Annotated in this window: 13 protein-coding genes; 2 read left to right on the forward strand and 11 right to left on the reverse strand. The window is 73.3% G+C overall.

Features of this window, described 5'->3' with window-relative positions; all coding sequences use genetic code 11:
* Positions 1–9 precede the first annotated feature (9 nt).
* From ABZS42_RS08310 to ABZS42_RS08340, 7 genes are all read right to left on the reverse strand, one after another.
* Complete coding sequence (locus ABZS42_RS08310; protein ID WP_355143263.1) at positions 10–768, reverse strand: type III pantothenate kinase; 759 nt, start codon at positions 766–768, stop codon at positions 10–12.
* Positions 769–1190: 422 nt separating this feature from the next.
* Positions 1191–2087: a carboxylating nicotinate-nucleotide diphosphorylase gene (gene nadC, locus ABZS42_RS08315; RefSeq protein WP_355143264.1), complete on the reverse strand. Its 897-nt coding sequence runs from the start codon at positions 2085–2087 to the stop codon at positions 1191–1193.
* The gene (locus tag ABZS42_RS08320) at positions 2084–3778 is read right to left on the reverse strand and encodes an L-aspartate oxidase (RefSeq protein WP_355143265.1); all 1695 of its coding nucleotides are present in this window, start codon (positions 3776–3778) and stop codon (positions 2084–2086) included. The genes nadC and ABZS42_RS08320 overlap by 4 nt, the downstream gene beginning before the upstream one ends.
* Before the next feature lie 83 nt (positions 3779–3861).
* Positions 3862–4755 (reverse strand): septum formation family protein, encoded by an 894-nt coding sequence (locus tag ABZS42_RS08325; RefSeq protein WP_355143266.1) that lies wholly within the window; start codon positions 4753–4755, stop codon positions 3862–3864.
* A gap of 123 nt (positions 4756–4878) precedes the next feature.
* Positions 4879–5301 (reverse strand): aspartate 1-decarboxylase, encoded by a 423-nt coding sequence (gene panD / locus ABZS42_RS08330; RefSeq protein ID WP_076467099.1) that lies wholly within the window; start codon positions 5299–5301, stop codon positions 4879–4881.
* Positions 5302–5330: 29 nt separating this feature from the next.
* Complete coding sequence (panC, locus tag ABZS42_RS08335; protein WP_355143267.1) at positions 5331–6176, reverse strand: pantoate--beta-alanine ligase; 846 nt, start codon at positions 6174–6176, stop codon at positions 5331–5333.
* Between the two features lie 61 nt (positions 6177–6237).
* The gene (locus ABZS42_RS08340) at positions 6238–7203 is read right to left on the reverse strand and encodes a DUF2520 domain-containing protein (RefSeq protein WP_355143268.1); all 966 of its coding nucleotides are present in this window, start codon (positions 7201–7203) and stop codon (positions 6238–6240) included.
* Positions 7204–7407: 204 nt separating this feature from the next.
* Between ABZS42_RS08340 and ABZS42_RS08345 the strand changes: the two genes are divergently transcribed.
* Both ABZS42_RS08345 and ABZS42_RS08350 read left to right on the forward strand, forming a co-directional pair.
* Positions 7408–8565 carry an SAM-dependent methyltransferase gene (locus tag ABZS42_RS08345; RefSeq protein WP_355143269.1) on the forward strand — a complete coding sequence of 386 codons (1158 nt, stop codon included), beginning with the start codon at positions 7408–7410 and terminating at the stop codon, positions 8563–8565.
* On the forward strand, positions 8562–9749 hold the full coding sequence (locus ABZS42_RS08350; protein WP_355143270.1) for an NADH-quinone oxidoreductase subunit D: 1188 nt from the start codon (positions 8562–8564) through the stop codon (positions 9747–9749). Before ABZS42_RS08345 ends, ABZS42_RS08350 begins: the two co-directional genes overlap by 4 nt.
* 15 nt (positions 9750–9764) lie before the next feature.
* On the opposite strand, the gene ABZS42_RS08355 is transcribed toward ABZS42_RS08350, so the two are convergent.
* The 4 genes from ABZS42_RS08355 to ABZS42_RS08370 all read right to left on the reverse strand — a co-directional run bounded on the left by ABZS42_RS08355 (position 9765) and on the right by ABZS42_RS08370 (position 14213).
* Positions 9765–11399, reverse strand: a complete 1635-nt coding sequence (locus ABZS42_RS08355) for a hypothetical protein (protein ID WP_355143271.1) — start codon at positions 11397–11399, stop codon at positions 9765–9767.
* A 131-nt stretch (positions 11400–11530) separates the two neighbouring features.
* Positions 11531–12535 (reverse strand): glycine betaine ABC transporter substrate-binding protein, encoded by a 1005-nt coding sequence (locus tag ABZS42_RS08360; protein WP_355143272.1) that lies wholly within the window; start codon positions 12533–12535, stop codon positions 11531–11533.
* Between the two features lie 272 nt (positions 12536–12807).
* Positions 12808–13530 carry an ABC transporter permease gene (locus ABZS42_RS08365; RefSeq protein WP_355143273.1) on the reverse strand — a complete coding sequence of 241 codons (723 nt, stop codon included), beginning with the start codon at positions 13528–13530 and terminating at the stop codon, positions 12808–12810.
* On the reverse strand, positions 13527–14213 hold the full coding sequence (locus ABZS42_RS08370; RefSeq protein WP_355143274.1) for an ABC transporter permease: 687 nt from the start codon (positions 14211–14213) through the stop codon (positions 13527–13529). The genes ABZS42_RS08365 and ABZS42_RS08370 overlap by 4 nt, the downstream gene beginning before the upstream one ends.

Consider the following 14213-nt stretch of genomic DNA (forward strand, 5'->3'; position numbering starts at 1 on the left):
GCCGGCCGATCACGTGTTGCGTTCGTAGATCATCCGCAGCCCGATCAGCGTGATCATCGGCTCGTGGTGGGTGATGGTCCGGCACTCGTCGATCACCAGTGAGGCGAGGCCGCCGGTGGCGATCACCGCTCTCACGTCGCCGAGCTCCTCGACCATCCGCTCGACGATCCGGTCCACCTGGCCGGCGAACCCGAAGTAGAGGCCGGACTGGAGGCACTCGACGGTGTTCTTGCCGATCACCGACCGCGGCCGGGTCGCCTCCACCTTGCGCAACTGGGCCGCCCGTGCGGCGAGCGCGTCGAAGGAGATCTCGATGCCCGGGGCGAAGGCGCCACCGAGGAACTCACCGCGGTCGCTTATGACGTCGAAGTTGGTGGTGGTGCCGAAGTCGACCACGATCGACGGACCGCCGTAGAGCGTGTACGCGGCCAGGGTGTTCACCACCCGGTCCGAGCCCACCTCCTTGGGGTTGTCGATCGCCAACTGGACCCCGGTCCGCACCCCCGGCTCGACGATCACGCTGGGCAGCTTGTCGTAGTAGCGGGCGAGCATCGAACGCAGCGAACGCAGCGCCGCCGGGACGGTGGAACAGGCGGCCACTCCGGTGATCTCGACGGCATCCCCCGCGAGCAGGCCCCGGAACATCAGGCCCAGCTCGTCGGCGGTCGACCGGGCGTCCGTCTTGATCCGCCACGAATGCACCAGCTTGTCGCCGTCGAAGGTCGCCAGCACGGTGTTGGTGTTTCCGATGTCGATGCAGAGCAGCACGGACGAAGCCTAGACAACGCTCGTCCATGCGGGGCGCGGAGCGGGTCGTGCTATGGCCACGGCGACGCTTTGGAGCTGATGACGTAGACGATTCAGCACGAGCCGGCGGACGCCGCGCCGCCGTTGGGCGAGCGCCGCGAAGGCGCCGCTCGCCGGCCGACCTCGTCGAACGGAGCCTGCGCTCACCGCCCGACCTGCCACGCAGTCCTACCCACCGGCCGCCGTTCCAGCCACCACCGCACCGCGCGCCGGCCTCCGGCGGACCGACCGAGCGGCGCGCGATGACGTCAACGACTCAGCTCCAAAGGATCCGAACAGAACATCCGTCCCCCGGGTCCGACGCGCTCCTCGAGCCCGCGAGCGCCGTTCCGCGGCCGGGCAGGCGCTCACCGCTCCGCGGGCGGCCACGCGCTCCGCCAGCGCTATTCGGTGCGCAGATCCAGGGCGATGTCGAGGATCGGCGACGAGTGGGTCAACGCGCCGACCGAGAGGTAGTCGACTCCGGTCGCCCCGTACTCGGCCGCCACCGGCAGGGTCAGCCCGCCCGTCGCCTCCAGCTCCGCCCGGTCTCCCACCTGCGCGACCACCTCACGCAGCTGAGCCGGGGTCATGTTGTCCAGCAGCAGGAAGTCGGCACCCGCCTCGACCGCCTCCACCGCCTCGGCGACGGTGTCCACCTCCACCTGCACCGGCACGTCCGGGAACGCCTCCCGGACCCGCCGGTAGGCGGCGGGGATCCCACCCGCAGCGAACTTGTGATTGTCCTTGATCATGGCGACGTCGTAGAGGCCGAGCCGCTTGTTGGTGCCGCCACCGGCGCGCACCGCGTACTTCTCCAGGGACCGCAGGCCCGGCGTGGTCTTCCGGGTGTCCAGCACCGTCGCCTTCGTGCCGGCCAACGCGTCGGCCCAGGCGCGGGTGTGGGTGGCCACTCCGGACATGCGGGAGAGCAGGTTGAGCGCCGTCCGCTCGGCGGTGAGCAGCAGCCGGGTGGGCCCCGTCACCGTCGCCAGCACGTCGCCGCGGGCCACGCGCTGACCGTCGCGGGCCACCAGCGACACCTCGACGGTACGACCGGCGCCCGTCACCTCGCCGACCAACTCGAAGACGGCGGCGGCCACGACCAGACCCGCCACGACGCCGTCCGCGCGCGCCACCAGGTCGGCGGTGTCGGTCTGCTCCGCCGGAATGGTCGCGACGCTGGTGACGTCGAGGAAGTCCGGTCCCAGGTCCTCGGTCAACGCGCCGACGATCAACCGGCGCACCCCGTCCGGGTCCAGACCGTCGACCCGCAACGCCTGCTCCGTCGACTCCCTCATCGCGTCCCCTCCCACTGCTGCGTCAACCGGCCCTGCGCACCGACCGCCTCGACGAGGTGACCCAGCCACCGGTCTTCGGCCGCCGGGAAGTCCTCCCGCCAGTGACACCCGCGGGTCTCCTGCCGGGCGTACGCGGCGGCGACCAGCGTCGACGCCACCGTGAGCAGGTTCGTCGCCTCCCAGTCGGCCATCCGCGATCGTCCCCGCCCGGCACCCAGGTCGGAGAGCACCCCCGCCGTCGCGGCGAGCGTCTGCGCCGAACGGAGCACCCCCGCACCCCGGGTCATGGCCCGCTGCAACGCCGACGTTCCCTCCGCCGGAACCACCCAGCCCTGGCCGCCGACCCAGGCCCCGGTCTCCGCCGGCCGAGCCTGCTCGGGCAGCCCGGCGGCGATGTCCTCGGCGATCCGGCGGGAGAAAACCAGCCCCTCCAGCAGCGAGTTGCTGGCCAGCCGGTTCGCACCGTGCACCCCCGTGCAGGCGACCTCACCGCAGGCGTACAGGCCGGGGATGGAGGTGTGGCCGCGCAGATCGGTGCGTACCCCGCCGGAGGCGTAGTGCGCGGCCGGCGCGACCGGGATCAGATCGGTGGCCGGGTCGACCCCGATGGCCAGGCAGGACGCCACGATGGTCGGGAAGCGCCCGGCCAGGAAGTCACCGCCCAGGTGCCGGGCGTCGAGGAAGACGTGGTCCGCGCCGGTGGCGAGCAGCACCCGGTGGATACCCTTCGCCACCACGTCCCGCGGCGCCAGCTCGGCGAGCTCGTGCTGGCCCACCATGAACCGCTTGCCGTCGCCGTCGACCAGGTACGCGCCCTCGCCGCGCAGCGCCTCCGACACCAGCGGCTGCTGGGCGCGACCGGCGCCGGGCACCCTCGCCTGCTCCGGCACGATCAGGGCCGTTGGATGGAACTGGACGAACTCGACGTCGGTCACCGCCGCGCCGGCGCGCATCGCCAACGCCACGCCGTCTCCCGTGGAGACCGCCGGATTCGTGGTGGCCGCGAAGATCTGCCCCATGCCGCCGGTGGCCAGCACCACCGCCCGCGCCAGGATCGCGCCGACCCCGTCCTCGCTGCCCTCGCCGAGCACGTGCAGGGTCACCCCGCACGCCCGGCCGAGCCCGCCGGGACCGTCGCCCGGGGCCCGCAGCAGGTCCAGCACGAGCGCGTGCTCGACCAGCCGGATCCATGGATCGCGGCGTACGGCGGCGTGCAGCGCCCGTTGCACTTCGGCGCCGGTCGCGTCACCACCGGCGTGCACGATCCGGTCGGCCCGGTGCCCGCCCTCCCGGGTGAGCATCAGCGAGCCGTCCGGGTTTCGGTCGAACTCGGCGCCGATCCGCATCAGCTCACGTAGCCGGATCGGCCCCTCCTCCACCAGAACCCGGACCGCGGCCGGGTCGCAGAGGCCCACCCCCGCGATCTTGGTGTCCGAGGCGTGCGCGGCCGGGGTGTCCGCCGGGTCGAGCACCGCGGCGATGCCGCCCTGCGCCCAACGGGTCGAGCCGTCGTCGATGTTGACCTTGGTGACGACGGTGACGTGCAGGCCCGCCTCCCGCAGGTGCAGCGCCGCGGTGAGTCCAGCCACGCCCGAGCCCACCACGACCACGTCGGTGGTCTCCACCCAGCCCGGCGCGGGCGCGGCCAGCAGCCTCGGCAGAGCCGGCAGGTCGACGGTCGGAAGCTCCATGGACACAGTCAACCCCGAACGAGGCTCGCGAGAGGCGGCGGGGGCGGGACGAGTGGTTTGGGCTACCCCGTCCGTACCCGCGGTCAGCTGGTGCGGACGGGCAGACCGGCCGGGCCGACGCCCCTGAGCGAGCCGGTCACCGTACGGTGGCTGAGCCAGAGGTAGCAGCGCACCCCCCGGTCGCCGACCCGCCACCGCCCCTCGCCCGGCGGGCGCACCACCACCCCGCTGCGCAGCCGCAGCTCGGCGTCGTCGGGCACGCCGACGAACCGGCCGAGCACCGAACGGCACCCGGCGTAGAGGGGCAGCCAGTCCGCCTGTCGCGTCGGGTACCCGCCCTCCGGCGCCCGCCACACCCCGACGAACTCCGCGTCGTGGCGGGTCGCGCAGTCGATCGGTACCAACCCCTGCACGCCCCCGCCCTTGCCGCCACGGGTCTGCTGGCAGCCCAGCCGCAGCGGGTACGGGCTCTTCAGCACGTCGCGGAGGCTGCCCGTACGGGTCACCACGGTCGCGGCGGCCTCGACGGTGCTCAGCTCGGAGAGGTCGCACCGGTACCACCGGGAGCCGGCCGCCCAGCTCAAGCCGGAGGGCACCGCCACGGAGAGCCTCAGACGGCCGGCCCGCCAGTCGTCGCCCACGTACCCACTGGCCCGGGTGTCGCAGTCGGCGAAGGCGCCCCGCAGCTCGGCGGAGCTGCCCGACGGCGGCGCGGGTGACGCCGCCGGAAACGCGCCCACGTGCACGGTCTCCACCCGATGCGGCTCGGCGCAGTCGATCGGCTGGTACGCCGCCAGGGACACCACGTCGATGAAGTCGGCCACCTGGCACACCCCGACCGCCGGGGTGAACGCCGCCGCGGCCGGCAGTGCGGGCCAGTCGTCGGTGAGGTCGCCGTCCCCGTCACCTGTCCCGCAGGCCGCCAGCAGGACCGCCATGGTGGCGACCGCGGACAGGACGGTCATCGAACGGCGCATCGCGGCCTCCCCCAGGCACCGCCCGCCTCCCGGCAGGTGCGACAAGGGTAACCAGGAATGACCTTTCGGTGACAGACCGCGTCGGCCGCCCGAACCGGTCGGGACGGCCCATCCGCGGAACGGTCAGACCACGGCGTACGGGTTCGGGACCGGGTCGCCGGCGGTGCCGGGAACGGCGGTCGACGGGTCGGCCGTCAGGTCCACGATCCGGTTGTCCGCGTCCACGTGCACCACCCGCGGCCGGTAGGTCCGCGCCTCAGCGTCGTCCATCTGCCCGTACGAGATGAGAATGACCAGGTCACCGGGGTGCACCAGGTGCGCCGCCGCGCCGTTGATGCCGATCACGCCGCTGCCCCGCTCGCCGGGGATCACGTACGTCTCCAGCCGGGCACCGTTGGTGATGTCCACGATCGCCACCTGCTCACCCGGGAGCAGGTCGGCGGCGTCGAGCAGATCCTCGTCCACCGTGACCGAGCCGACGTAGTGCAGGTCCGCCTGGGTGACCGTAGCGCGGTGGATCTTCGACTTGAGCATGGTTCGCAGCATCGGGGTGGGCCTTTCGCGGAACAGGGGGTTCAGGAACGGGGGGCGAGACTGATCGGCATGTTGTCGATCAGGCGAGTGCTGCCGACCCAGGCGGCGATGAGCAGCCGCGCCGGGCCGTCCACCGGCCCCGGCTCCAGGTCCGGGTCGGTCAACACCAGGTAGTCCAGCTGCGCGCCGGGCGTACCGGCGCCGAACGCCTGGTGCGCGGCGCTGAGCACCACGCCCGCGTCCCGCCCCTGCTCGGCGGCCTCGGCACCGGCACGCAGCGCGCCGGACAGGCTCAGCGCGGCGGCCCGCTCGACCTCCGAGAGGTACCGGTTGCGGCTGGAGAGGGCGAGCCCGTCCGGTTCCCGTACGGTCGGCACGCCGAGCACCTGCACCGGCACGTCCAGATCGCGGACCATCCGCCGGATCAGGGTCAGCTGCTGGTAGTCCTTCTCGCCGAAGAAGGCCAGGGCGGGCCGGGTGAGCTGGAACAACTTCAGCACCACGGTGAGTACCCCGTGGAAGAAGCCGGGGCGGCTCTGCCCCTCCAGTTCCGCACCGAGGCTGCCCGGGTCGACCCGGACCCGGGGCTCACCGCCCGGGTAGATCTCCTCCCGGCTCGGCGCGAAGACCACATCCGCCCCGGCCCGCCGGCAGACCTCCAGGTCGGCGGCGAGCATACGCGGATAGCGGTCGAAGTCCTCGTTCGGGCCGAACTGCAGCGGGTTCACGAAGATCGTCACCAGCACGTGGTCGGCCTGCTCCCGGGCCGCGCGCAGCAGCGTCTCGTGCCCCTCGTGCAGGGCACCCATGGTCATCACCACGCCGACCGTGCCGGTCAGCCCGGCGCGCACCTTCGCGAGTTCCTCGCGAGTCGTCACCAGTTCCATGTGGCGGCCACCTCCCGGATCCTCGTCAGCGTGTGCGCGCCTCCCGCCATTCCCCGGGCCGTCACCTGGCCACCTGCCCCTGGGTGTCGGCCAGCACACCGAGCAGCGATGCCGCGTCGGCCGGGGCCAGCCGGCCACTGGCGATGGCCCGGTCAGCGGTACGCCGAGCCAGCGCCAGGTAGGGGGCCACCGACTCGGGCGCGGTGGCGGCGAGCCGGTCGAGGTGCCGCTCGACGGTGCCGGCGTCGCCGCGGGAGACCGGGCCGGTCAGCGCGCCGTCGCCGTAGTGCAGGGCGTTCTCCAGGGCGGCCCGCAGCAGCGGGGCGAGCACCTTCTCCGGCTGGGTCACCCCGGCGTCACGCAGCCGGTCGGCCGCCTCGTTGACCAGGGTCACCAGGTGGTTGGCGCCGTGCGCCAGGGCCGCGTGGTAGAGCGGGCGGTCGGCCTCCCCGACCCACTCCGGCACCCCGCCGAGATCGGCGACCAGCCGTGCCGCCAGCTGCCGAAGGTCGGCGGGAGCGGTCACCCCGTACGAGATGCCGGCGAGCCGACCGAGGTCCTCCGGCGTACCGGTGAAGGTCATCGCCGGGTGCAGGGCGAGCGGCCGGGCACCTACCGCGGCGGCCGGGTCGAGCACGGCCAGCCCGTGCGCCCCCGAGGTGTGCGCGACCACCTGCCCGGGGTGGAGCAGGCCACCATCGGCCAGGGTGGCGACCACGCCCGCGAGGGCGTCGTCCGGCACCGCGATCAGCAGCAGGTCGGTGGCGGCCCGGGCCACCTCGGCGGCGGAGCCGGGCGCGACGCCGGGCAGCAGCGCGAGCCGGTTGCGGTTCACCCGGGACCCGCCGGTGGCGGCGACCACTCGGTGCCCGGCGGTGGAGAGCGCGGCACCCAGCACGGCGCCGACGCGGCCGGCGCCGATGACGCCGACGGTGAGGCTGCGGGGAAGGACGCCCGGACGGGCGGAGCCCACGGTGGCGGCGGCCCGCCTGGGGGCGGCCGGGCGTGGGCGCAGCGGTGCGCTCATGGCGATGATCCAGTCCTCGAGAGGGGTACCGGTCGATCGCAAGTATGCGCCGGGGCGCCGGTATCGAAACCCCTGATGTGAAAACCTTCACCACCCAGGGCCGGCCCGTCCGGCGGGACCTGATACGGCGGGGACGAGGCGCGGTCTCACGCCAGGTGACCGTAGGGTCGGCACCGTGACGGGCCCGGACCGAGGAACGAACTGATGCCGATCCGCTGGCGGGATGCGATGGACCGGGCGCTCTACGGCCCGGGCGGATTCTTCGTCTCCGGATCCGGCCCCGCCGACCACTTCCGCACCTCGGTGCACGCGTCCCCGGCGTTCGCCACCGCGCTGCTCCGCGTCGTCGAACAGGTCGACGCCGCGCTGGGCCACCCGGACCGGTTCGACGTGGTCGACGTGGGCGCCGGTCGCGGAGAGCTGCTGCGAGCTCTCTTGGGGCTGGCTGCCGGGTCCGGTGCTGGGTCCGGTTCGGGGGTTTCCGGGGCCGCCGCCCGTCCCGCACCCTCCGCTGATTCGCCCCAGGGCCTGCATCCGCCGCTGGCAGAACGATTGCGGCTCACGGCTGTCGAGGTGGCACCGCGACCCGGCGGCCTGCCGGACGAGATCTACTGGGTCGATCAGATTCCCCCTGGGATCACTGGGCTGCTCCTGGCCACTGAGTGGCTGGACAACGTGCCGATGGACATCGCCGTGCACGGGTCCGACGGGTGGCGGTATCTGCTGGTCGATCCCACCTCGGGGGCGGAGACCGTGGGTGACCCGGTCGGTCCGGAGGATGCCGAGTGGCTGGCGACCTGGTGGCCGATATCCGGCGGTGGCGTCGCCGACGATGTGGGCTTGCTGCCGGGGCCGGTTACGGACGGGTCGGGCGGCCCGGAAAGTCGGACGACGATCGGCATGCGGGCCGAGATCGGACGAACCAGGGACGAGGCGTGGGCCGGTGCTGTCGCCAAGCTCGACCGGGGGCTGGCGTTGGCGGTGGACTACGGACACCTGCAGGCGGAGCGGCCGTTGGACGGGACACTGACCGGGTACCGGGGCGGGCGACAGGTGGCGCGGGTGCCGGACGGTTCCTGCGATGTCACCGCGCACGTCGCCATGGACTCGGTCGCCTCCGCCGGTGAGCGGGTCGCGCGGCGCGCGTACTCCATGTCGTTTCAGCGGGAGGCGCTGCGAGCGCTCGGGGCCGACGGCGGCCGACCACCGCTGACGTTGGCCGCCACCGACCCGGCCGGGTACGTGCGGGCGCTCGCCGCAGCGTCCACGGTGGCCGAGCTGACCGACCCGGCCGGCCTGGGCGGGCATCGGTGGCTGTGGCAACCGGTCGACATGGCTTTCGACCCGGGCGTGGCACGATGACGGGCATGACCACCGACGCCGGGGACCTCCGCGAGCTGACCGTCGGTACCGGGGCCGGCCTGGTGGCGGGCACCGGCGGTGAGCAGCTCGGCACCGACATGGTGCTCAACATCGGCCCGCAGCACCCGTCCACGCACGGCGTGCTGCGGCTGAAGCTGGTACTCGACGGTGAGCGGGTGGTGTCGGCCGAGCCGATCGTCGGCTACATGCACCGGGGTGCGGAGAAGCTCTTCGAGGTACGCGACTACCGGCAGATCATCGTGCTGGCCAACCGGCACGACTGGCTGTCGGCGTTCTCCAACGAGCTGGGCGTGGTGCTCGCCGTCGAACGGTTGATGGGTCTCGAGGTGCCGGAGCGGGCGACCTGGCTGCGGATGGCCCTCGCCGAGCTGAACCGGGTGCTCAACCACCTGATGTTCCTCGGCTCCTACCCGCTGGAGATCGGCGCGATCACGCCGATGTTCTACGCCTTCCGCGAGCGGGAGACGCTCCAGACGGTGCTGGAGGAGGTCTCCGGCGGCCGGATCCACTACATGTTCAACCGGGTCGGCGGGCTGAAGGAGGAGGTGCCGTCCGGCTGGACCGGCCGGGCGCGAGCCGCGATCGGCGAGGTACGCCGGCGCCTGCCCGACCTGGACCATTTGATCCGGCGCAACGAGATCTTCCTGGCCCGTACCGTCGGCGTCGGGGTGCTCTCCCGGGAGGACGCCGCCGCGTTCGGGGCGTCCGGACCGGTCGCCCGCGCCTCCGGGCTCGACCTGGACCTACGTCGGGACGAGCCCTACCTCGCGTACGACGAGTTGGACGTCCCGGTGGTGACCAAGACCGCCGGGGACTGCCATGCCCGGTTCGAGGTTCTGCTCGACCAGGTGTACGTCTCGCTCGACCTCGCCGAGCAGTGTCTGGATCGGGTCGACCGGCTCACCGGACCGGTGAACACCCGGCTGCCGAAGGTGGTCAAGGCCCCCGAGGGGCACACGTACGCGTGGACCGAGAACCCGCTCGGCATCAACGGCTACTACCTCGTGTCCCGGGGTGAGAAGACGCCGTGGCGGCTCAAGCTGCGCACCGCGTCGTACGCCAACGTGCAGGCGCTCGCGACGCTGCTGCCGGGCTGCCTGGTGCCGGACCTGATCGCGATCCTCGGCTCGATGTTCTTCGTGGTCGGCGACATCGACAAGTAGGTCGAGCGGTGCCGCTCAGCGCCAGCGGGAACCGCCACCACGGGGTCCCTCGTCGCGGGGTGGATAGCCGCGGGGCGGGTAGTCGTAGGAGTCCTCGTCGACCCGCGCGCGGCGGCCCACCCGTTCCGGCTCGGCGTCGACCGGTCCGCGCTGGCGCGGCGGGCGCCACTCGTCGGGCACCGGCACCCCACCGGCGGGCAGCGCCCGCTCCTCCGGCTCGACCCAGCCGCCCCGCCGGCCCTCGTCGTACCCGCGGTGCGGCTCGTCCCGGCGGACCGCCGCCCAGCGGTCGGCGACCCGGTACTCGCTGCCGGCCGCGTCCGCGTGCACCTCGGCCCGCCGCTCGCCCATCCGCACCTCCCGGCCCCGGTCGTCGTCCCGGACCGACGCCCAGCGGTCACCGGCGCGCAGCTGCGACCAGTACTGTCCGGTGTCGTCGACCTGCGCCGGCCGGTCCGGCTCCGCCCGGTCCAACTGGTCGTCCGGGGCCGACCAGCCCCGCTCGTCCCGCCGGCCGGCGCGACCACTGTCGTCGCGCGGATCGTCCCAACCGGCCTCGTCGCGCGGACCGCCGGTGCCCGCCCACGGGCGCTCGTCACCGGATCTGGGGCGCTCGTCCGAGCCGGCGTACCCGGACCAGGACCGCTCCTGCGGGCCGCGCTCCTCGGGGGCGCCCCACTGCCGCTCGTCGGCCGGCGGCGACCAGCCGCCCGAGTACCCGCCGCCGTAACGCCCGCCGGCCGGCTCCGCCGGGCCACCGTCCACGATGGTGTGCCGGGTGGTCACGTGCACCGTCTCGGTGTGCCGGACCACACCCGTCTGCCGGGGCGGCTCCGGTCGGGCGTCCTGCTCGCCCGGGCGGGACGCGGCTCCGTAGACGCCGGCCGCTGCGGCACCCGCGCGCTCTCCGCCGTACCCGGCCGAGTCGGCCCGTCCCCTGCCGTAACCGGCGGCACCCGCGCGCTCCCCGGGGGAGCCGGCGCGCGCGCCGTAGGTTCCGGGGGACTGCCACTCCGGCTCGGGGTCCGGACGGTCGGTGCCGTGCCGGCCCGATACCGAACGGGGGGCCGGCTCCTCGTCGTCCGCCCAGCCGGGTCGGCTCTCCTCTCGGGGCGGCCGAACCCGACCGGCCGGCACCTCCGCCTCCGGCTCGGCGACCGGTAGCCGCGCCCGGCCTGACCCGACTGGCTCCTCGGCACCGGCGACAGCCGCACCACCGACAGCGGCACCACCGACAGCGGCACCACCGACAGCGGCACCACCGACAGCGGCACCGGCGAGGGCGGCACCGGTGGCCTCGAGCCTCCGGTGCACCGCGGCCACCGCCTCCTGAGCCCGCTGGGCCTGGTCGAGGGCCTGGTTGCCACGCTGGGCCGCGGCGACGATCTCGCCGCGCAGCTCACGGCGAAGCTGGTCCATCTCGTCGAAGACTTCCGCCAGACGCTCCTGACCGCCCTCACCGTCGGATCGAAGCGCGATCGACAGGCCGATCAACACCACAGCCACGATCGCAAGCACCGCCGCGAAACGCAGCGGCCCGTTACCGTCGGCGACCAGCAGGATCAGCGCCGCCACCGGCGCCAGTCCCACGCCGATCCAGAACAGGGGCGTCAGGAGCGAACGGCTGCGCATGGCTTCGGGGGCCGGCATGGCTGTGCAGCCTACCGAGAGTTGGCTTCAGGTGGGAACGGCCCCGGGACGCCGCATCCGTCACCGCGCAGGGCCTGGAAAAAGGGCCGGCCCGACCGGCCGAAGCCGATCGGGCCGACCCGATGGACAGGTCAGCTGGTGGCCAACGCCGCGTCCGAGGAGAGGACGAGGCCCGCGCTGGCGCTGCCGGCCTTCAGGGCGTTCTTGGTCTGCGGTCCACCGGCGTCCAGCGAGCTGAAGGAGCCCGCCTGGAAGTTGTAGACCTGGACCAGGCCGGCCTGGCAGGTGACCCGCTGCGGGCACTCCGGGGGCCCGGCCAGCACCGTCGCCTGACCGGAGCACTTGGCGGCCAGCTCGGAGAGGGTACGGACGCCGTACTTGTCGGAGAACGCCTTGGTGACCGCGAAGGCGTTCTGGTCCTGGGCCGCCGACGGCTTGCCGAAGGTGATGCCCACCTTGTCGCCGGCCGCCCGCAGCGCGGTCACGGTCTTGTCGAGGTCCGGCGAGGCGACCGGCTTGACACCTGACCCGTTGGCCTTGGTGTTGAGGAACTCGGCCATGCTCGCCGCGTACTCCGGGACGACCTGGATCTCGCCCTTCTCCAGGGCGGGCTCGTACAGCTCGCGGCTGCCGATCTGCTGCACGCGGACCTGGTAGCCGGCGGCGGTGAGCGCGATCCGGTAGAGCTCGGCGAGCGTCTCGCTCTCGCTGAAGTTGGCGGCGCCGACCACGAGCGGGCCGCCTGGGCCCTTGGCGATACCCGCGGTGAGGTTGTTCGCCGAGGCGAACTCCTCCGCCGCCGTCTTCGGGGTCTTGCGGTCGACGTCGACCGCCTTGTTGAGCTGGACGAGCTTCGGCGTGTCCAACGCACCCGAGACCTTGTCGAGCGCGGCGAGCAGCTGCGGGTTCGCCGCGTCGGCGTTGACCGCCGGGATGACGTTGTCGCTGTTCTGCTGCTTCTTGTCGTCGGCGAGGACCATCAGCTGGTCGCCCGCGACGGGGGCGCAGCCCGCCCCGCTCGCCTCCTGCTTGGGCGCGTCGGTGCCGGACGAGCCGGCGCCACCACAACCGGTCAGGAGCCCGGCCGCGGTGAGCGCCGCGGCCGCACCGACGGCCAATCGAATACGTGCGTGCATTACTGCCCGCCTTCCGTGTCCCGGCGCGACCCTTCCGGGCCGGCCGCGTGTCCGACGGGCGATCGTTCGGATGCCCGCGATTCCACCCAACATCCTCCGGCCGGCTACGACAACCGGACGGGACCTTCGTCACCTGATCGTCACCAGCCGGGCGGTATCCGGACGGTCGGCGGCGTGAGCCGCGCCACAAGAGCCCGGTCGGGCCCGCCGCGAGCACGGCCTCGCCCGTGGCGCGGCGCCTCGTCGTCCGCCCTCCGTCGGGTACCGGCGGGTCAGCCGCCGGCCACCGCGTCGGCGGCACGGCGGTTCGCACCGCGACGGGCGGCGCGCAACGAGCGCGGCGTGACGGCCCGCTCGACCAGGGCCAGCACCACCTCCACCAGAATGGCGAGCGCGGCCACCAGCACACCCCCGGCGAGGATCTGGCCACCCCCGGCGGCGATGTCCAGCCCGAACCCGGCCCGGATGATCTGGCCCAGCCCGCCGCCGTTGACGAACGAGGCGAGCGCCGCGGTGGCCACCACCTGCACGGCGGCGGTACGGAACCCGGCCGCCAGATACGGCACGGCGAGCGGCAGCTCCACCCGGCGCAGCACCTGCCAACCGGAGAGACCCATGCCACGCGCCGCGTCCCGCGCCTCCGGATCGGCCTGCCGCACCCCCGTGTACGCGTTGGCCAGCAGCGGCGGCAGAGCGAAGACCGCCAACGCGACGATCACCGACGGCCGGCCGAATCCGAGGAAGGTCAGCGGCAGGATGGTGAGCAGGGCGAGCGTGGGGATGGCGAGGGTCACGTTGGCCACCAGCACCACCAGGCCGCCGGCCCGCCCGGTGTGACCGAGCCAGAGCCCGATCGGCCAGGCCACCAGGCAGCCCAGCGCGACGGCGGCGGCGGAGAGGATCAGGTGCTCGCCGAGCCGGTCCAGCACCCCGCCCGGGTTGGTCCAGTTCAGCGGGTCGTTGAGCCAGACGACCGCCTGCTCGATGACACTCATGACGATCTCCGGTTGAGCCATGGGGTGAGCAGCCGGCCGAGCCCGGCGAGGATCAGGTCCAGCACCAGGGCGAGAAGGACGCAGAGCAACGTCCCGGCCATGATCTGCGCCTTGTAGAAGTTGTTCTGGAAGCCGGCGAAGATCACCTGTCCGAGTCCGCCGCGACCCACGACCACGCCGACGGTGACCAGCGCCACAGTCGAGACGGTGGCCAGCCGCAGGCCGGTGAGGATCCCCGGCAGGGCGAGCGGGAGTTCGATCCGGAACAACCGCCCCCACCTGCCGTAACCCATGCCTTGGGCCGCCTCACGGATCTCGGGCGGCACCTGGGTCAACCCGGCGACCGTGTTACGCACGATCACCAGCAGGGCGTACAGCACCACCACGGTGAGCACGGTCACCGTGCCGATGCCCAGGTAGGGGGCGATGAACGCGAACAGCGCCAGGGACGGGATGGTGTAGAGCACCCCGGTGAAGGCGAGGATCGGGCCGGCGAGGGGACGGAACCAGTACGCCAGCACCGCCAGCGGTACGGCGATCAGAGCGGCGATCAGCACCGCGCGGGCAGTCAGCGAGGCGTGGTCGCGCAACGCGGCGACGAGCGTGTCAGAGTTGTCCCGCAGGTACTGCCAGGAAAACCAGGGATTGCCCGGGTCGGCCCGGTAGCTCAGGCGGAAGGACAT

This window comes from Micromonospora sp. NPDC005367, assembly GCF_040606825.1.
Classification (GTDB): domain Bacteria; phylum Actinomycetota; class Actinomycetes; order Mycobacteriales; family Micromonosporaceae; genus Micromonospora.

What these genes read in the sequence shown, in the direction of transcription:
- nadC (WP_355143264.1), bottom strand. Translation starts at nt 2,087, where the DNA reads ATGAGGGAGTCGACGGAGCAGGCGTTGCGGGTCGACGGTCTGGACCCG.
- ABZS42_RS08320 (WP_355143265.1), bottom strand. Translation starts at nt 3,778, where the DNA reads ATGGAGCTTCCGACCGTCGACCTGCCGGCTCTGCCGAGGCTGCTGGCC.
- ABZS42_RS08325 (WP_355143266.1), bottom strand. Translation starts at nt 4,755, where the DNA reads ATGCGCCGTTCGATGACCGTCCTGTCCGCGGTCGCCACCATGGCGGTC.
- panD (WP_076467099.1), bottom strand. Translation starts at nt 5,301, where the DNA reads ATGCTGCGAACCATGCTCAAGTCGAAGATCCACCGCGCTACGGTCACC.
- panC (WP_355143267.1), bottom strand. Translation starts at nt 6,176, where the DNA reads ATGGAACTGGTGACGACTCGCGAGGAACTCGCGAAGGTGCGCGCCGGG.
- ABZS42_RS08340 (WP_355143268.1), bottom strand. Translation starts at nt 7,203, where the DNA reads ATGAGCGCACCGCTGCGCCCACGCCCGGCCGCCCCCAGGCGGGCCGCC.
- ABZS42_RS08345 (WP_355143269.1), top strand. Translation starts at nt 7,408, where the DNA reads ATGCCGATCCGCTGGCGGGATGCGATGGACCGGGCGCTCTACGGCCCG.
- ABZS42_RS08350 (WP_355143270.1), top strand. Translation starts at nt 8,562, where the DNA reads ATGACGGGCATGACCACCGACGCCGGGGACCTCCGCGAGCTGACCGTC.
- ABZS42_RS08355 (WP_355143271.1), bottom strand. Translation starts at nt 11,399, where the DNA reads ATGCCGGCCCCCGAAGCCATGCGCAGCCGTTCGCTCCTGACGCCCCTG.
- ABZS42_RS08360 (WP_355143272.1), bottom strand. Translation starts at nt 12,535, where the DNA reads ATGCACGCACGTATTCGATTGGCCGTCGGTGCGGCCGCGGCGCTCACC.
- ABZS42_RS08365 (WP_355143273.1), bottom strand. Translation starts at nt 13,530, where the DNA reads ATGAGTGTCATCGAGCAGGCGGTCGTCTGGCTCAACGACCCGCTGAAC.
- ABZS42_RS08370 (WP_355143274.1), bottom strand. Translation starts at nt 14,213, where the DNA reads ATGTCCTTCCGCCTGAGCTACCGGGCCGACCCGGGCAATCCCTGGTTT.